Raw genomic sequence first — 16,499 nt, 5'->3', positions numbered from 1 at the left:
CAGCCCTTGTTTTCATTGGCGCTTGCAGGCAAAGGTCAGTCCATGTCGCTGCGCCTCGCCACTTTCAATGTCGAAAACCTGATGAACAGGTTCGATTTCTCGGGCTTCCGCAACCAGCTCAACGAAGACCGCACGCTGGCGCTTTTCGGCATCCAGAGCGAAGCCGAATACCGGATGCTGGAGCAGGCGCGCGCCATCGCACAGTCCGACGATACGCGCCAGTTGACCGCGCTCGCCATCGCCGCCACCCGCGCCGACATCATCTGCATGCAGGAGGTTGACAACATCGAGGCGCTGAAGGCGTTCGAGTATGGCTATCTCTTCAAGATGGTGGGCGAGGGTTACCGGCAGAAATACACCACCGCCGGCAATGATTCGCGCGGCATCGACGTTGCCCTGATGATGCGCAACGAGACAGCGCAAGGTCAGCCGATCGAATTCGTGCGCATGACCAGCCATGCCTATGTCACGTTCGAGCAGTTCGGATTGCACACGCCTGAACTCGAGGCGCTCGGCAACCTGGCCAATGAACGCATCTTCCGGCGCGACTGCCTGGAGGTCGACATCAAGGTCGGCGGCGTGCCGCTGACGCTTTATCTCGTCCATTTCAAATCGATGGGCTCGCCGCGCAACGGGCTCGACGGACGCGAGGCGACGATGCCGGTGCGCATCGCCGAGGCGCAAGCCGTGCGCCGCATCATCGAGGAGCGCTTCGGCAAAGAGCACGCAGCCGACAAAAACTGGGCGATCTGCGGCGACATGAACGACTACCGCCAGCGGGTGAAGATCGAGGGCGACGCTGTCGACGGCTACCGCTTCCAGGTGATCGACGAGAGCCAGTCCTGTATCGATGTGCTCACCGCCGGCGGCTTTTGCGAAAATGTCGTCGAACGCCGGCCGGAGATGGACCGCTGGAGTTTCTACCACACGCGCGGGCCGAAGGAGCGGCATCTGTGCCAGCTCGACTACATCCTGCTGTCGAAAGGGCTGGCGGCGAAGAATGCGACGGCGGTTCCCGACATCATCCGCAACGGCCAGCCCTGGCGCACCATCTTTCCGGCGGGACAGGCGGTGGAGCGCTTTCCGCGCGCCGGCTGGGACCGGCCGAAGGCGTCGGATCATTGTCCCGTCGCAATTACCCTGGACATGGCTTGAGCACGGTGAGCTTCGACCTGCCGCGCAACGTCATCCTGCCCGTCGACGAAATCGACGTCCGGCTCGACCCCGGCCCGCATCCGTTCGAGCGCGACAACGCGCAGGCGATCACTGACAACTGGCGGCGCGAGGTCACGGCCAATCCGGCGTTGTTCGACGGCACGGTGGTGCTGCTCTCGGCGCTCGCCTGGCGCGACAACCGGATCGTCGGGCGTTGTCACGCGGTGAAGTACTCGACCTTCCTGCTATGGCGAAAGAACCGGCAGGGGACGGGCGCCGAGCATGCCTATGGCCACGCCATGCTGGTCGCCGGCGACAACGCCCTGGTGGCGATCCGCATGGGCGCGCACACGGTCCCGGCCGGCAGTGTCTACTTCGCTGCCGGCTCTTTCGAGCCGATCGATTTTCGCGATGGCCGCGTCGATGTCGATTTCAACATGATCCGCGAAGTGCGCGAGGAGACCGGGCTTGACCTGACAGGCGCTGCGCGCGGCAGGCGCTACCATGCGCTGTCGACTTCGACCGGCACGGTCCTCTTCCGCCGCTACCACGTCGATGCGCCGGCCGACGAGATTGCGCGGCGCATCGGCGCCTTCGTCGCGACCGAGACCGAGCCGGAGATCGAGGGGCCGGTGATCATCCGCCACGCCGCCGACCTGCCGGAAGGGCTGGCACCGCATATGAAGCCGCTGGTCGAGTGGCATTTTGGCGGTGGCGGGGGCTAACGGCGCGGATTGTTCTGCGCCGCCTTGCGGTCGTTGCGGGCGGTGACGAGGAACAGGATGACGCCGATGCCCAGCAATCCACCCATGACCATGCCCATCGTCTGGCCGACGACTGCCTGAAAATCGGCGGTGACACGATCGGGATTGGCCATGCCGTAGCGGGCGAGATACCACCAAAGTCCCGCAAGGGCGCCTTCGATGATCACCATCGTCAGAATCAGCCGCGCCTTCTTGCTCATTGCCACTCCTTGACCAGATGCTTTGCTCTAAAATTAGCATCGCAGACCGGACGACAACAAGTATTGCCGATGTCGACAAGCACCCATCCTTGTGGATAGCGGTTGGTTGCGGTGGAGCTGATCTGGCGCTTATTCGTGGCGCAGCGCGTCGATCGGGTCGAGCCTGGCGCCGCGCAGCGCCGGGAAGAAGCCGAACACCATGCCGATCAGCGCCGAAAAACCGACGGCGAGCAGGATGACCGCCGGGCTCGGCGCAAACGGTATGGCCAGCGTTGCCGAGGCGAGGCCGGCCAGCGCCAGGCCGATCAGGATGCCGATAATGCCGCCGAGCAGCGACAGCACCGTCGCCTCGACCAGGAACTGGATGAGGATGTGCTTTTCATGCGCGCCGATGGCGAGCCTGATGCCGATCTCGCGGGTGCGCTCAGTGACCGAGACCAGCATGATGTTCATGATCCCGATGCCGCCGACCAGCAGGCTGACGCCCGCGACGGCGCCCAGCATGCCGGTCATGGTGGTGGTGGCGCTGGCCATGGCGTCGGCGATCTGGGTCATGTCGCGGATCGAGAAATCGTCTTCGCGGTCCGGCGTGTTGCGGCGGGTGTCGCGCAAAATGTCCTCGACTCGCGGCTGCAATTCGGTGGTCGGGGTGCGGTCGTCGGCGGCGACGTAGATGTTGTCGATGTCGCGGTTGCCGGCGATGCGGCGCTGATAGGCGGCAAGCGGCATCAAGACGACATTGTCCTGGTCCTGGCCGAAGCCGGTATAGCCCTTGGGTTCGAGCAGGCCGATGATCTTGCACGAGGTGCGGTTGACGCGGATGATCTCGCCCTCGGGTTCGCCGGCGCCGAAGAATTGCTGGCGCACCGTTTCGCCGATCAGGCAGACGCCGGTGCCGGAGCGTGTTTCCGAATCCGAGAACGGGCGGCCCGACACCAGCTTCCAGTCGCGGGCGTCGAGATAGGCGCTGTCGGTGCCGGTGACGCCCGAGGTCAGGCTCTCGGTGCCGAAAATGACGCGGACTTGTTTCTGCGACGCCGGCGCAATGGCGCGCGCTCCGGTCAGGTGGGCTACGAGGGCGGCTACATCCTTGTCGGCCAGAGGCCGTACCGCCTGGTCGAGCCCGCCTGGTCCGCCGGTGCCTGCCGGGCGGCCGGAACGGACGACGAGCAGGTTCGAGCCGAGCTTGGCGATGTCCGACTTGACCTTGGCCGTGGTGCCCGAACCGATGGTCAGCATGGCGATGACGGCGGCGACACCGATGACGATGCCGAGCAGCGTCAGGAACGAGCGCAGAACATTGCGGCGGATGGAGCGCAGAGAGAGGCGGACGGTTTCCCAGATCATGACGCCAACTCCGACTTGGCCGTGTCGGACGCGACGTGGCCGTCGAGGAAGCGGATGGTGCGCTCGGCATAATCGGCGACATCGGCCTCGTGGGTGACCATGGCGATGGTCAAGCCGAGCTCCCGGTTCAGCCGCGTCAACAACTCCATGATCTCATGCGTGCGGGCGGTGTCGAGATTGCCGGTCGGCTCGTCGGCGACGAGCAGCGTCGGCCTGGTGACGATGGCGCGCGCGATCGCCACGCGCTGTTGCTGACCACCGGAGAGTTCGGCCGGCGTGTGATGTTCGCGCCCGACCAGGCCGACCTCCGCCAGCGCCTGCATGGCAAGATCGCGGCGCTCGCGGGCCGGCGCGCCGCGATAGATCAGCGGCAGCTCGACATTTTCCGCCGCCGTGGTGCGCGGCAACAGATTGTAACCCTGGAAGACGAAGCCGATATAGAGATTGCGCAGAAGCGCCCGGCGGTTGCGGTCGAGCCGCCCGGCGTCGATGCCCATGAAGGAGTAGGTTCCGGCCGTCGGCGTGTCGAGGCAACCGATGATGTTCATCGCGGTCGATTTGCCCGAACCGGACGGGCCCATGATGGCGACGAATTCGCCACGCTGGATGGCGAGGTCGACGCCGGCCAGCGCATGGACCTTGGCTTCGCCCTGGCCATAGCTCTTCCAGACCGTGTCGAAACCGATGAGGCCCGCGGCCATGGCGTCAGCTCCGCAGCTGCGAGGTCGTGATAACCTCTGCACCTTCATCCAGCCCGGAGGTGATCTCGGTCAGTTCGCCGTCGGTGGAGCCGATCTTCACGTTGACCGGGTGCGGCCGGCCGTTCTCCAGCACATAGAGCGTGCGTGAGCCGTCGGTGGGCGCCTTCACCGGCTGGCGGCGGTTGCCGCCACGACCCATGCGGCCGGTGAACAGATCGCTGAGGCTCCACGCGCGGGCAGCAGGTGCCGATGGCCGATAGCGAAACGCTGTTGAAGGCACGGTGAGCACGCCCTTGGCCTGCCTGGTGACGACCGAAACCGTGGCGGTCATGCCGGGCCGCAGCAAAAGCTCGTTATTGTCGACTTCCAACCGTGCATTGTAGGTGACGACGCCGTCGGTGGTGACCGAGGCGTAGGAGATGTCGCGGATCTCGGCGTCGAACGGCCGCTCGGGAAAGGCATCGACGGTGAAGCGTGCATGCTGGCCTGGTTTGACCGCGCCGATATCGGCCTCGTCGACCGCCGCCACCAATTCCATGTTCCTCAAATCGGCGGCGATGATGAACAGAACCGGCGCCTGCAGCGAGGAGGCGACCGTCTGGCCGGGGTCGACGGAACGCGTCAAGACGATGCCGTCAATCGGCGCATAGATGGTGCTCTTGGCAAGGTCGGTCTGCTGCGCCTTGAGATCGGCCTGGGCGATGGCGAGATTGGCCTGCGCACTATCGAGCGCCGCCTTGGAGCGGTCGCGCGTGGCAGTCGCCGCCTCGAGCGACTGATCGGTCGCCATGCCACGCCTGGTCAGTTCGGCCGCGCGGGTGAGGGCGCTTTCGTTCTCCTTCAGGGTTACCGTGGCGTCCTCGACATTGGCGGCAGCGGCCTTGGCCGAGGCTTCGGCGCGTTCGATCTGGACCTCGAGTTTCACCGTGTCGAGCGTCGCCAGCACGTCGCCCTTCTTGACCTGCTGGTTCTCTTCGGCCGAGACCGAGCGGATGATACCGGACAGCTCGCTTGAAATGTCGACCTGGGTGAGGGGCTGCAGCGTGCCGGTCGCCGAAACCGCGACGGTGAGGTCGGCAATGGTAGCCGGCGTGGTGGTGTAGTCGATCTTGGCCGGGGAGCCGGCAAACCACTGGTAGCCTGCCAACCCGGCGGCAAGTGCGATCAGCGCCAGCAGCGCGTAAAGCCAGCCCCGGCGGCGCGTCTTGCGCACGCCGCTCTGATCAAGCCCGAGCGCCGCCTCGATGGCGGAATCCGATTCCGTCTTTGGCAGATTGACAAGCTGGTCCACGCCGGACCCCTATGAAAGCGTAATGTCCCTAGTTGTGCACAGATCAGGCTTGGTGGTTCGAATATCAAATTAAATTTCGGCCATGTTCGGATTGAGGCGGAAGGTTTTTCAAGATGCAGACCCGCAATTACTTGCTCTACGATGTGTTTACGACGGAGCGGCTGGCCGGCAATCCGCTGGCTGTCGTGCTCGACAGCCAAGGGCTGGATACAGCCGCCATGCAGGCCATTGCGCGCGAGTTCAACCTGTCCGAATCGGTCTTCGTGCTGCCGCCGGACAATCCAAAACATCGCAACCGCATCCGCATTTTCACGCCCGACTATGAGATGCCGTTCGCCGGACATCCGACAGTTGGCGCCGCGATCGCGCTGGCCGAACTCACAGGCGAGGGCGAAGCCGGCATCTTCGTGCTGGAGGAGAATATCGGCCCGGTGCGCTGCGCCGTCAGCCGGCACGATGGCGCCACCTTTGCCGAGTTCGACCTGGCGAAGCTGCCGGAGCCGCTGAAGCTCGATGCCGACCCGGAGGCGATCGGCGCCGCCCTCGGGCTGGCGCCGCACGAGATCGGCTTCGAGAATCACCTGGTGTCGTTCTGGTCGGCAGGCGTGCCTTACGTCACCATCCCGGTCGCCAATCTGGAGGCTGCGGCCCGGGTCAAGCTCGACAACCAGGCCTGGTCGGAACTGGCGCCGCGCAAGAGCGAATGGGCCTTCGCCAGCCCGTACGTCTATTGCCGCCAGACGGTGAACCATGACAGCGCCTTCCATGTCCGCATGATCGTGCCGGGTACTCCCTCCTATGAGGACCCGGCGACCGGGTCGGCGGCGGCGGCCTTTGCCGGCGCCATCATGCAGTTCGATGGCCCGACCGACGGCATTTCGCAGCTGTGGATCGAGCAGGGGCTGGAGATGGGCCGGCCATCGCGTATCCGGCTCGAACTCACTGTCGAGGGCGGAAAACTGGCCTCGGCGCGCATCGGCGGCCATGCGGTAAAAGTGGCGGAAGGCAAGCTGTTCGTTTGAGTGGCCCGTGGCTGAGATCGTCGCTGTCGGCGATCCTTCACGCCCCCCTCTGTCCTGCCGGACATCTCCCCCACGAGGGGGGAGATCGGATGTCGCATTGGCTTTCGCCAATCTCCAACGCCGAAAGACAGGCGAAACGGCAAGGCTGCCAATCTCCCCCCAAGTGGGCATAGGCGCTAAGATAGCTTTGGCATGGACTGAAACTTGCGCTTTCGTGGTGGTTCGCGCCAGCGATCGCAAGGCATGGAGATTTTGGCGCAGGGCCGCCAAGGAAGGTTGAGTAAAGATGGTAGCGATCAGAGAGGCGACGATCTGGCGGGTGGCGCGCCACAGCAGCGGGCGCCCGTCGCTCAAGGGGGAGAGACACCCAACTCCTGCGAGAGGTAGTGTGCTGAGAGTTCTGCAAATTCGCTGAGAGAGGGCGGTCATGGCAGGCTGGTGATGTTCAACGTCACCGATTCCCTGGAAGGAACGCCACCATGACCAAGACAGAAGGTAAATCGACCAGCGCTGCCGTCAAAGACATTCTGCTTTCGAACCCGGAGGGGCTGCACGAAGTGATCCGTGCGGTAATGCAGGAGGTTCTCGAGGCCGAGATGGAGGAGGCGCTGGGTGCTTCGAAGGGCGAACGCACGCCTGAGCGCCTTGGGTATCGCTCGGGTTACTACGGCCGCACCCTGGTCACCCGGGTGGGCAAGCTTGAGCTGCGGGTTCCACAGGACCGGGCGGGTCACTTCTCCACCGAGCTGTTCGAGCGCTACCAGCGTTCGGAGCGGGCCTTGGTTGCGACGCTTGCGGAGATGTATGTGCAGGGCGTGTCGACCCGCAAGGTCAAGGCGATCACGGAAGAGCTGTGCGGTCATGCGTTCTCGGCTTCGTCGATCTCGGCCATCAACAAGCGCTTGGACGAGAGCCTGAAGGCGTTTGCCGAACGACCGCTTCAGGAGCCATTCCCCTACCTCATTCTCGATGCCCGCTACGAGAAAGTGCGCGAAGCCGGCATCGTGATGAGCCAGGCGGTGCTGATCGCGGTCGGCATCGACTGGGACGGGCGCCGGCAGATCCTGGCCGTGGAGATGGCCAATCGCGAGAGCCGCTCGGCCTGGAAGGACTTCCTCGTCGGCTTGAAACGACGCGGTCTCAAGGGCGTCGAACTGGCCGTGTCCGACGACCATGCCGGCCTGGTCGCGGCGATCGGCGAGGTGATCCCGGAAGCAGCATGGCAGCGCTGCTACGTCCACTTCCTCAGGAACGCGCTCGATCACCTGCCCAGGAAGCACGGCGACGATTGCCTGCAGGAATTGCGCTGGCTCTACGACCGGCGCGATCTCGACGAGGCCAAGGCCGATCTCGCCGCGTGGCTGTCCAAATGGTCCGCCCGCTACCCGCGGCTGGCCACCTGGGCGGAAGAAGCCATAGAACAGACGCTGACTTTCTTCCGGCTGCCGCGTCAGCATCACAAGCACCTCAAGTCCACCAACATGCTTGAACGGCTCAACGAGGAAATCCGCCGGCGCACCTATGTCGTGCGCATCTTCCCGAACGCCGAAAGCTGCCTGCGCCTGGTCAGGGCGCTGGCCGTCGAAACCAACGAAAACTGGATGGAGGCCAACCGCTATATCAACATGGATGATCTGCGCGAGCACAAGAAGCTCGCTCTACGCCAAGCCGCATGACCAGTTTCATGATCGCCCATTTTGCAGAACTTGACGCACACAACCCTGCGAGAGGGGTTCGGTCACAAGCGCGATGAGGAAGTGTGCAAGGATCCAAGGCCTTGCGATCCTTGGGTCTTTGGCGGGAGGAGAGCGCAGCCCGATCAGGCTCTTCAGGCGCTTGAAGGCGAGTTCGATGCGCCAGCGCATGCGGTAGAGCTTGAGGATCGTATCGGCGGGAAACTCCTCCCGGTCAAGCGAGGTCACAAGCAGGACGAAGCCGGCCGCAATCAGCGTCTGCGGTTGAACCTTGTTGCCCTTGGCCCTGGCTTCCTTGTTGATTTTGCGCCGCGCTTCTTGTGCCGCGGCCTCGGATTTGCGCAAGGCGATCAGGCGCATCTTCACAGGCTCGCCCTTCTTGAGTGCCAGCCGGGCAGGCGTTTCGCAGACTTCCTCCCGGCAGCTCTCCAGGTAGCCGATGAGATCGAACGCCCTGCCGTTGGCGTCGAGCCATCGCGCGTTTTTCCACGACGCGCGCACAACAACATCGCCGCCTTGCGCCATCACCTTGGCGATCCGCTCGGCCTGCAGATAGGCGCGGTCACCGATGCGGATCTCGCCCGCCACCACCGGCACGCGGTCGATCAGCTCGGCCTCGCTCTGGTCGGTGATCTCGATGAAGTCGAACTGCTCGCGCTCAAGCTCGAAGGCGCAGTGCATGCGCCAAAGACCATTGTTCTTCTTCTCATACGCACCGGCCTTGGCAACCGCTGTCGCATCGAGGATGCGAACCAGCCGGCCTTTGGCCAAACCTGCATCCTCGCGCTTCAAAAGGTGCCCAATCAACTGCTGCAGCCATGGTCCTGCATTGCGCAGCCGGCCAAGCAACGCCACGTCCGAAATGTCGGCAATCCCGCTCGCCGCCGCCCAGGCCACGACGCCCCGCATGCCAACCTTGCCAAGGCAGTAAGCCAGTGTCAGGCGCAACAGGTCGCTCGCCGACCTGACGCCGCGCGGGCGCAGGAACGCCTTCGTCTCGCGGGCGCTCTGCGTGAGCAAATCTTCGCCGCCGAGAAGCTCAATCGTCTCGGCCCAGCCGTCATCAACAAGCGATTCGTGTGTCATCGCAGTGTAGAATCACACCCGATTCCGCAGGGCAATACCTATCTTAGCGCCTATGCCCAAGTGGGGGAGATGCCCGGCAGGGCAGAGGGGGGCGCTGTCCCGCCGACGACTCTGGTTTTTTCTTCGCTGCAACACTCGAAACCGAAGCCCGGAGCGATTTGTCGGGAAATGATTCCGGCAGGGCTGGACAGGACCGGTATCGGCGGCTATATGCCCGCCAACGCCGGTTTTTGCCGGCCGAGTGGGTGCGTAGCTCAGTTGGTAGAGCAGCTGACTCTTAATCAGCGGGTCCACAGTTCAATCCTGTGCGCACCCACCAAATTTCTAGAAAAGTTGGTGGAAGACCTTGGTATCAGAGACGCTTTAACGCGTCTTCGGCATGCGTCGGTGGTGGCGCGAGCCTGCCGAGGGCATTCCGGTGTAGACTTGCTATTCCGGTGATCCTCTGAGCCGCGCGCCCAGAAACGAGGCGACCGGTTCCACGGCGCAATGTCATTTCGGCCTACAATTTGCCGTGTCAAAGGCCGCGATTGCTACGTCGAAAAACCCGACGCAGAAATCTGCCGAACCGAAAAGCGATCCCGCCATCCGTGCTCTGACGTCCATCAGCATCGACGCGGGCTTTTCTTCTTGAGAAGTCGCTGATCAGCCACCAGAAGAATACCAGAAAGACAACGAGGATAGCGGTGTCGAGCGGTCCATAGGTTGTGTATCCGCTACGCCGATACACACCGGCAAGAACCGCGGCGATAGCTATAGCAGCAGCAAGCGGACGGAGCTTCATCATCGTCCAACTCTACTGAAGAGTTTTCAGGAATAAAAGATGCTTCTTACCAAGGCGGTCCCCTAAACCGCTCTGGTTTACTTCTCCGACACGCCGGCCTCGGCAAAACTCGCCATCCTCGCATGACATTCCAGCGCCGAGCGGACGATGTTGACGGCGAGGCAGGCGCCGGAGCCTTCGCCGAGCCGCATGCCGAGGTCGAGCAGCGGCGGCAGGCCGAGCGCTTCGAGCAGGCGGCGGTGGCCGGATTCGGCCGAGACATGGGCGGCGATGGTGTGGGCGAGGCCTGAGGGGTGCAGTCGCGCCAGGGGCGCTGCCGCTGCCGTGCAGACGAAGCCGTCGAGCAGCACCGGGACGTTCTTGCGGCGGGCGGCGAGCGTGGCGCCGAAGATGGCGGCGAGTTCGCGGCCGCCAAGGGCGGCGGCGATCTTCAGCGGGTCGGACAGCGCGTCGGCATGGCGCTTGAGGCCGGATTCAATGGCGGTGACCTTGCGCTTCAGCCCGGCATCGTCGACGCCGGTGCCGCGCCCGGTCCATTTTTCAGCGCCGCCGCCGAACAGGGCGGTCGAGATGGCGGCCGCCGGCGTGGTGTTGCCGATGCCCATCTCGCCGAAACAGACGAGGTCGAGGTCGTTCGTCACCGCGTCATAGCCAGCCGAGACGGCGGCGAGGAAGTTTTTTTCGTCCATTGCCGGCACGTCAGTGAAGTCGCCTGTCGGATGATCGAGATCGAGCGGGATGACGTCGAGTTCCGCGCCGGCGATGCGGGCAAGCTGGTTGATGGCGGCGCCGCCGCCGGCAAAATTCGCCACCATCTGCACGGTCACTTCCGACGGGAAGGCCGACACGCCCTGCGCGGTGACGCCGTGATTGCCGGCGAACACGAAGACTTTGACGCGATCGAGTTTCGGCATGTCGCGGCCCTGCCAGCGTGCCAGCCAGGCGCCGAGGGTTTCCAGCCGGCCCAGGCTGCCTTGCGGCTTCGTCAGCGTGTCCTGGCGGCGGGCGACTGCATTGGCGGCGGTATCGCTGCCGGCAGGCAGATCGAAACAGGCGGCGCGCAGTTCATCGAATGATTTGAAGGGCATGGGGAAGGAATCTCCGGGGAAGAATCAGGACAGGGAAATGGAAGCGACGAGCAGGACAGTGATCTCGCCCAACTGCTGCAGGGCGCCGATCGTGTCACCGGTGTGGCCGCCAATCTGGTTGAGGCAGAGCGCGCGCAAGGCGCTGAACACGAGAGCGAGCAGGATCAGTGCGGCAAAGGCGCCGCCGAGCCCCAGAGTCAGAAGCGGGATGGCCCCGAGCACGGCGCCGAGAACAGCTGTCTGGGTCGAGACGGTCCCGGCGCCGGCAGACAGGCCGTCACTGCGCGCCGCCGGCGCCAAATGCATGAACGCGCCGAGCAGGCCGCGCGATGCGGCGTGGGCGGCGATCAGCGCGAAGAGCACGCCTGTCGGATTGGCCAGTTGCGACAGCGCGCTCCAGCGGATGAGCATCGACAGGCCAAGAGCCGAAGCGCCATAGGCGCCGATGCGGCTGTCGCGCATGATCTCCAGTTTTTTATCGCGTGTCTTGCCGCCGCCAAAGCCATCTGCGACATCGGAAAGCCCGTCCTCATGCAGGCAGCCCGTGGCGAGCAGGGTTGCTGCAAGCGCAAGGGCTGCTGCCGGGCCGGGGGCAAGGCCGAGCTGTACGCCCGCGGCGTAGACGACAGCACCAGCCACAGCGACGGCGAGGCCGGCGACAGGCGCCGCCCAGATCGCATCGGCCAGGCTGCGGCCACGAAGGTCGAAGACCGGCAGCGGCAGCCGGGTGAAGAAGACGAGGCAAAGCGCGACGTCGTCGAACGCTTGCCGGGGCGAGGGCACGGAGGTCATGCACCCCTCGCAATGGCGTGGAAGAAGGTGCCGCTGACATGGCCGCGGCGATAGCCGGAGGCGCCGAGCGGATTGCCCTGACCGTCGGCGAGATCGGCCAACGGCTCGTCATTGCCGGTCGCAATCATCTGCGCATAGTGGAATTCATGGCCACGGATCAGCGCGCCTTGCGGCCCCAGCGGACAGGCGACGCGCAGGCGTGCCTCGCGGTAGCCGAGGTTCATCTTGCGCTTGGCAAAGCTGGTGGAATGGCCGAGCAGGCCAAGCATGGCGTGCGTCTCGCCGGCCGCGTCCTCCAGCGCTTCGCCCAGCACCATGAAGCCGCCGCACTCGCCATGGATCGGCTTGGTCTCGGCAAACCTGGCCATGCCAGCTCGGAAATTGGTCGCCGCCGCGAGGCTGCCGGAGTGGAGCTCGGGATAGCCGCCGGGCAGCCAGCAGACATCGCAATTCTGCACCGGTGCTTCGTCGGCTAGCGGCGAGAACGGCACGATCTCGGCGCCGGCCTGACGCCAGTGGGCGGCGACGTGCGGATAGAGGAAGGTGAAGGCGGCGTCTTCGGCGAGCGCGATTCGTTGGCCGGGCGGCTGCAAGGCATGTTCGAAACTGCCTGATGCCGGCGAAAACGGCGCGGCCAGCGCCATGATGGCGTCAAGGTCGAGGGATTTCTCGACCATGTCGGCGAGGCGGTCGAGATGCGTCATCAGGTCGGCATATTCGCCGGCCTGGACGAGGCCGAGATGGCGCTCCGGCAAATTGAGCGTGGGATCGCGCAGGATGGCGCCGACGACCGGCAGGCGGAGCGTTTCGATCGCCTCGCTGCACAGCTTGCGGTGGCGCTCGCTGCCGAGACGGTTGAGCACGATTCCGGCCATGCGCACATCCGGGTCGTAGGTGGCAAAACCCTTGGCGACGGCGGCCGCCGTCGTCGACTGTCCCGAGACGTCGAGCACCAAAAGCACCGGCAGGTGGTAGAGCCGCGCCAGATCGGCGGCCGAGCCGGTGCGGCCTTGTCCGGCCGGGATGCCGTCGAACAGGCCCATGGCGCTTTCGAGGAAGATAAAATCGGCGTCCTCGGTGGCATTGCCGGCCAACGCGTTGAGCAGGTCAGGCGACATCGCCCAACTGTCCAGGTTGACGCCGGACAGGCCAGTGGCGGCGGTATGAAAACCCGGATCGATATAGTCGGGGCCGGACTTGGCGCCGCGCACCTTGATGCCGCGCCGGGCGAGCGCGCGCAAAATGCCGATGGTGACGCTGGTCTTGCCGGAGCCGGAACGCGGCGCGCCGATGATGATGGCGCGGGTCATGCGTTACCCGCCAGTGCCGCGCGCATGGCGACGATGCCGCCGACGACAATGAGGGCCGGCGAGGCCAATTCCGCCGCGGCGGCCGCTTCGGAAATGGTGGCGAGTGTCGCGACGACGGTCCGCTCCTGCGGTGTCGTCGCCGAAACGATGACAGCCGCCGGCGTCGACGGCGCCAGCCCGCCTTCGAGCAGCGACGCGGCGATAACAGGCAGATTGGCCATGCCCATATAGATGACCACCGGCTGGCCGGTGCGGGCGATCGCGCCCCAGTTGAGATCGTCATCGGTGCCGGCGGCATGACCTGTCGCCAGAATGATCGCCTTGTTGATGCCGCGCATAGTTGCGGGAATGCCGGTGGCGGCCAGCGCGCTCAGCCCCGATGTCAGGCCGGGCATGACGCGGAAAGGGATTTTTTCGCGCGCCAGCGCCAGCGCCTCTTCGCCGCCGCGGCCGAAAATATAGGGATCGCCGCCCTTCAGCCGGACGACGCGGCGGCCCTCGCGTGCCAGCCGCACCAGCAAAGCGGTGATATCGTCCTGCTTCATCGACGGTTTGCCGCCGCGTTTTCCTGCAAAGAACAGCTGGGCATTGTCCGCAACGGCGACAACCTCAGAGGAGACCAGCGCGTCATAGACCACAGCGTCGGCCTCGGCCAATGCCGCCAGCACTTCCAGCGTCAGGCAGCCGGGATCGCCGGGGCCGGCGCCGGCCAGCCAGACATGGCCCGGCTCAAGCCGGCGCGGCTTGAAGTTCAGCCGGGCAAGGGCCTGTTCGAGCGTGGTGTTTTCGCTTTTACCGCTCACAATCCGTCCGTCCCCGGAAACGCCGCTGATAGTGGGCGTCGTACAATGAACTCTCGCCAAAACCTTCCGCTGCCAGCGAGCGGCCGACGAAGATGATCGCCGTGCGCTCCATCGGGTCGGCGGCGAGCAGTGCCTCGATGGTGGCGAGCGTGCCGGTCAGCACGCGCTCGTCCGGCCATGAAGCGCGAAAGACGATCGCCACCGGGCAATCGCCGCCATAATGCGGCGACAATTCGGCGACGACTCGGTCGATGGCGTGGATGGCGAGATGAATGGCCAGTGTGGCGCCGGTGCGGCCGAAGCCGGCCAGCGTTTCGCCCGGCGGCATTTTCGAGGCGCGGCCGGAGACGCGGGTCAGCACCAGACTTTGCGCCACCTCGGGAATGGTCAGTTCGCGGCGAAGGGCTGCGGCTGCGGCGGCGAAAGAGGGAACGCCCGGCGTCAGCGTGTAGGGGATGCCGTGCTTTTCCAGCCGGCGGATCTGCTCGGCAACCGCACTCCACACCGAGAGATCGCCGGAATGCAGGCGGGCGATGTCATGGCCGGCCTGATGGGCTTCCAGATACGCGGCCTCGATCTCGTCGAGCGACATGGGCGCGGTGTCGATCAGTTTTGTGCCAGGCGCGCAGTGCTGCAGCAATTCCGGCGCGACGATCGAGCCGGCATGCAGACAGACCGGGCAGCTTGCCAGCAGCTTGGCGCCGCGCAGTGTCATGAGGTCGGCGGCACCGGGACCGGCGCCGATGAAATGCACGGTCATGGCGCGTCTCCGCTGATGGCGATGGCGCAGGTGACCGGGCCGAGCACGGTGCGTGGACCAAGCAGCTTTGCACCGGGGCCGGCAACGGCAAGGGCGGAGGCTTCTGAGACTGAGGGTGTGCCGGCGAGATCCTGCGAGAGATCGGATTTGCTGAGTGCCTCCGACGAGACGGCCTGAAGTGCTGCGTCATCAACGATGATGACGGGAAGGTTGAGCGTGCGGCCAGCGGCAGAGATCGCTTCTTCGTCTTTCTTGAGCGCGGCGGTGGCCAAGGCCGACAGCGCCGTTATCGCCAGCCCGTGCGCTTCGAGGGCGGTTTCGATCGCCGCGAGCACGTCTTCGACGCTCACGCCCTTCCGGCTGCCGATGCCCGCCACCATCATGGCTTCACCCAGCTCCACTGGGTGACCGGCACGGCCGGGCGCCAGGCCTGCATCGAACCGACAGGAGAAGCGCGGGAAATGGTGATGCGGGTAAGGTCGCCGCCGCGCTTGATGTGCTCCGCGAGAAGCAGCGCCTCCATCTCCAGCGTCACCGCATTAGCAACGAGACGGCCACGGGATGGCAGCAACTTGATGGCGGCGTTCAGTAAGCCGGCGTCGCTGCCACCTCCGCCGATGAAGATCGCATCCGGCGTGTCCAGCCCGGCCAGTGCCTTGGGCGCCGACCCTTCCACCACGACAAGACCGGGCACGCCGCAATGCGCGGCGTTGCGGACGATGCGGGCGGCGCGGTCGCTGTTGGCCTCGATGGCAATGGCGCGCATCGAGGGATGGGCGAGCATCCATTCGATGCCGATGGAGCCGGAACCGGCGCCGATGTCCCACAGCAATTCGCCACGCCTCGGCGCCAGCGCCGCAAGCGTGATGGCGCGGATGTCGTGCTTGGTGATCTGGCCGTCGTGCTCGAACAGATGGTCGGCGCGGCCAACGGTCAGCGGCAGGATGCGGGCCTCTTGTGTCGATTCAAGCTCAAGCGCCAGCACGTTGAGCGGATTGATGTCTCTGAGATCGAAAGCGTCGGCACGTGCCGAGCGAAGCTTCTCGTTCGGTCCGCCCAGCGCTTCCAAAACCGTCAGCCGTGAAGCGCCGAAATCGAGCTCTACGAGCAGGCGCGCGATTGCTGTGGGTGCATCGCCGTCTGATGTCAGCGCCAGGATGCGCGCGCTGGGATGCAGCAGCGGCCGGATCAGGTCGAGCGGCCTTCCATGCAGCGAGATCGTCTCGATGTCCTGCAACGCCCAGCCGAGCCGGGCGGCAGCCAGCGAAATCGCCGATGGCGCGGGGATGACATGCATCTCTTCAGGCTTGACCTTGCGGGCAAGGGTGGCGCCGACGCCGTGGAAGAATGGATCACCGGAGGCGAGCACGCAGACGCGCCGGCCGGCCAGCGCCAGCACGTCAGCAATGCCGGCATCGAAGGGCACCGGCCATGGGCGCTGCTCACCCTTGATGAGCGAAGCTACCAGCGCCAGATGCCGCTTGCCGCCGAAGACGGTCTCGGCGTCAGCGATCTGCCGCTTGGCCTCGTCGCCGAGACTCGCTAAACCGTCCTCGCCGATGCCGACGATTGTAAGCCATTTTGGCGTGGGCTGTTTTTTTGACATGTCGCGCCGCCCCTCATCCGCCTGCCGGCACCTTCTCCCCGTGTAGTGACGGGGAGAAGGGAGACGCTCCGGCGCTGACGCCTCCCTCTCCCCGTT

At 65.1% G+C, this 16,499-nt stretch carries 17 protein-coding genes and 1 tRNA gene; 5 read left to right on the top strand and 13 right to left on the bottom strand.

Features of this window, described 5'->3' with window-relative positions; all coding sequences use genetic code 11:
* Positions 1–42: 42 nt before the first annotated feature.
* Positions 43–1,155, top strand: a complete 1,113-nt coding sequence (locus tag ACYG9V_RS23785; protein WP_352765618.1) for an endonuclease/exonuclease/phosphatase family protein — start codon at positions 43–45, stop codon at positions 1,153–1,155.
* A 5-nt stretch (positions 1,156–1,160) separates the two neighbouring features.
* Positions 1,161–1,880, top strand: coding sequence for an NUDIX hydrolase (locus ACYG9V_RS23780; RefSeq protein ID WP_352543145.1), 720 nt, complete (start codon positions 1,161–1,163; stop codon positions 1,878–1,880).
* On the opposite strand, the gene ACYG9V_RS23775 is transcribed toward ACYG9V_RS23780, so the two are convergent.
* The 4 genes from ACYG9V_RS23775 to ACYG9V_RS23760 form a co-directional block, all read right to left on the bottom strand.
* Positions 1,877–2,119 (bottom strand): hypothetical protein, encoded by a 243-nt coding sequence (locus tag ACYG9V_RS23775; RefSeq protein ID WP_352765617.1) that lies wholly within the window; start codon positions 2,117–2,119, stop codon positions 1,877–1,879. The two genes, ACYG9V_RS23780 and ACYG9V_RS23775, sit on opposite strands and share 4 nt — an antisense overlap.
* Positions 2,120–2,248: 129 nt before the next feature.
* The gene (locus ACYG9V_RS23770; protein ID WP_352765615.1) at positions 2,249–3,466 is read right to left on the bottom strand and encodes an ABC transporter permease; all 1,218 of its coding nucleotides are present in this window, start codon (positions 3,464–3,466) and stop codon (positions 2,249–2,251) included.
* Positions 3,463–4,167, bottom strand: a complete 705-nt coding sequence (locus tag ACYG9V_RS23765; RefSeq protein WP_023685174.1) for an ABC transporter ATP-binding protein — start codon at positions 4,165–4,167, stop codon at positions 3,463–3,465. Before ACYG9V_RS23765 ends, ACYG9V_RS23770 begins: the two co-directional genes overlap by 4 nt.
* A gap of 4 nt (positions 4,168–4,171) precedes the next feature.
* Positions 4,172–5,458 (bottom strand): efflux RND transporter periplasmic adaptor subunit, encoded by a 1,287-nt coding sequence (locus ACYG9V_RS23760; RefSeq protein ID WP_023805503.1) that lies wholly within the window; start codon positions 5,456–5,458, stop codon positions 4,172–4,174.
* A gap of 113 nt (positions 5,459–5,571) precedes the next feature.
* Between ACYG9V_RS23760 and ACYG9V_RS23755 the strand changes: the two genes are divergently transcribed.
* Both ACYG9V_RS23755 and ACYG9V_RS23750 read left to right on the top strand, forming a co-directional pair.
* Complete coding sequence (locus tag ACYG9V_RS23755) at positions 5,572–6,480, top strand: PhzF family phenazine biosynthesis protein (protein WP_023805502.1); 909 nt, start codon at positions 5,572–5,574, stop codon at positions 6,478–6,480.
* Positions 6,481–6,959: 479 nt separating this feature from the next.
* Positions 6,960–8,156 carry an IS256 family transposase gene (locus tag ACYG9V_RS23750; RefSeq protein WP_460221900.1) on the top strand — a complete coding sequence of 399 codons (1,197 nt, stop codon included), beginning with the start codon at positions 6,960–6,962 and terminating at the stop codon, positions 8,154–8,156.
* A gap of 6 nt (positions 8,157–8,162) precedes the next feature.
* Here ACYG9V_RS23750 and ACYG9V_RS23745 read toward each other — a convergent pair whose 3' ends face one another.
* Entirely contained in the window at positions 8,163–9,260 is a 1,098-nt protein-coding gene (locus tag ACYG9V_RS23745) for a transposase (protein ID WP_460222020.1), read from the bottom strand.
* 243 nt (positions 9,261–9,503) lie between these two features.
* Here ACYG9V_RS23745 and ACYG9V_RS23740 point away from each other — a divergent pair.
* A tRNA-Lys gene (locus ACYG9V_RS23740) sits at positions 9,504–9,579 on the top strand.
* A 198-nt stretch (positions 9,580–9,777) separates the two neighbouring features.
* On the opposite strand, the gene ACYG9V_RS23735 is transcribed toward ACYG9V_RS23740, so the two are convergent.
* From ACYG9V_RS23735 to cbiE, 8 genes are all read right to left on the bottom strand, one after another.
* The gene (locus tag ACYG9V_RS23735) at positions 9,778–10,047 is read right to left on the bottom strand and encodes a hypothetical protein (RefSeq protein WP_023690936.1); all 270 of its coding nucleotides are present in this window, start codon (positions 10,045–10,047) and stop codon (positions 9,778–9,780) included.
* A 74-nt stretch (positions 10,048–10,121) separates the two neighbouring features.
* Positions 10,122–11,132, bottom strand: a complete 1,011-nt coding sequence (gene cobT, locus ACYG9V_RS23730) for a nicotinate-nucleotide--dimethylbenzimidazole phosphoribosyltransferase (RefSeq protein ID WP_027050237.1) — start codon at positions 11,130–11,132, stop codon at positions 10,122–10,124.
* A gap of 24 nt (positions 11,133–11,156) precedes the next feature.
* Positions 11,157–11,924 carry an adenosylcobinamide-GDP ribazoletransferase gene (locus ACYG9V_RS23725; protein WP_352668940.1) on the bottom strand — a complete coding sequence of 256 codons (768 nt, stop codon included), beginning with the start codon at positions 11,922–11,924 and terminating at the stop codon, positions 11,157–11,159.
* Positions 11,921–13,234 (bottom strand): cobyrinate a,c-diamide synthase, encoded by a 1,314-nt coding sequence (locus tag ACYG9V_RS23720; protein WP_352765477.1) that lies wholly within the window; start codon positions 13,232–13,234, stop codon positions 11,921–11,923. The genes ACYG9V_RS23725 and ACYG9V_RS23720 overlap by 4 nt, the downstream gene beginning before the upstream one ends.
* Positions 13,231–14,037 (bottom strand): uroporphyrinogen-III C-methyltransferase, encoded by an 807-nt coding sequence (cobA, locus tag ACYG9V_RS23715; protein ID WP_352765476.1) that lies wholly within the window; start codon positions 14,035–14,037, stop codon positions 13,231–13,233. The genes ACYG9V_RS23720 and cobA overlap by 4 nt, the downstream gene beginning before the upstream one ends.
* Positions 14,027–14,797, bottom strand: coding sequence for a precorrin-4 C(11)-methyltransferase (cobM, locus tag ACYG9V_RS23710; RefSeq protein ID WP_352765474.1), 771 nt, complete (start codon positions 14,795–14,797; stop codon positions 14,027–14,029). Before cobM ends, cobA begins: the two co-directional genes overlap by 11 nt.
* Entirely contained in the window at positions 14,794–15,180 is a 387-nt protein-coding gene (locus ACYG9V_RS23705; RefSeq protein WP_023690940.1) for a cobalamin biosynthesis protein, read from the bottom strand. The genes cobM and ACYG9V_RS23705 overlap by 4 nt, the downstream gene beginning before the upstream one ends.
* A complete protein-coding gene (cbiE, locus tag ACYG9V_RS23700) occupies positions 15,177–16,403 on the bottom strand; it encodes a precorrin-6y C5,15-methyltransferase (decarboxylating) subunit CbiE (protein ID WP_352765472.1) in 1,227 nt (408 codons plus the stop codon). Before cbiE ends, ACYG9V_RS23705 begins: the two co-directional genes overlap by 4 nt.
* Positions 16,404–16,499: the final 96 nt, after the last annotated feature.

This window comes from Mesorhizobium sp. W016 (assembly GCF_054719485.1).
The sequence above is the reverse complement of the archived record's forward strand: the minus strand, read 5'-3'. Positions and strand labels throughout refer to the sequence as shown.

Coding starts and splice junctions, on each gene's coding strand:
- cbiE (WP_352765472.1), bottom strand. CDS start 16,403: ATGTCAAAAAAACAGCCCACGCCAAAATGGCTTACAATCGTCGGCATC.
- ACYG9V_RS23720 (WP_352765477.1), bottom strand. CDS start 13,234: ATGACCCGCGCCATCATCATCGGCGCGCCGCGTTCCGGCTCCGGCAAG.
- ACYG9V_RS23765 (WP_023685174.1), bottom strand. CDS start 4,167: ATGGCCGCGGGCCTCATCGGTTTCGACACGGTCTGGAAGAGCTATGGC.
- ACYG9V_RS23755 (WP_023805502.1), top strand. CDS start 5,572: ATGCAGACCCGCAATTACTTGCTCTACGATGTGTTTACGACGGAGCGG.
- cobM (WP_352765474.1), bottom strand. CDS start 14,797: ATGACCGTGCATTTCATCGGCGCCGGTCCCGGTGCCGCCGACCTCATG.
- ACYG9V_RS23785 (WP_352765618.1), top strand. CDS start 43: ATGTCGCTGCGCCTCGCCACTTTCAATGTCGAAAACCTGATGAACAGG.
- ACYG9V_RS23750 (WP_460221900.1), top strand. CDS start 6,960: ATGACCAAGACAGAAGGTAAATCGACCAGCGCTGCCGTCAAAGACATT.
- ACYG9V_RS23770 (WP_352765615.1), bottom strand. CDS start 3,466: ATGATCTGGGAAACCGTCCGCCTCTCTCTGCGCTCCATCCGCCGCAAT.
- ACYG9V_RS23735 (WP_023690936.1), bottom strand. CDS start 10,047: ATGATGAAGCTCCGTCCGCTTGCTGCTGCTATAGCTATCGCCGCGGTT.
- ACYG9V_RS23745 (WP_460222020.1), bottom strand. CDS start 9,260: ATGACACACGAATCGCTTGTTGATGACGGCTGGGCCGAGACGATTGAG.
- ACYG9V_RS23775 (WP_352765617.1), bottom strand. CDS start 2,119: ATGAGCAAGAAGGCGCGGCTGATTCTGACGATGGTGATCATCGAAGGC.
- ACYG9V_RS23705 (WP_023690940.1), bottom strand. CDS start 15,180: ATGATGGTGGCGGGCATCGGCAGCCGGAAGGGCGTGAGCGTCGAAGAC.
- ACYG9V_RS23725 (WP_352668940.1), bottom strand. CDS start 11,924: ATGACCTCCGTGCCCTCGCCCCGGCAAGCGTTCGACGACGTCGCGCTT.
- cobT (WP_027050237.1), bottom strand. CDS start 11,132: ATGCCCTTCAAATCATTCGATGAACTGCGCGCCGCCTGTTTCGATCTG.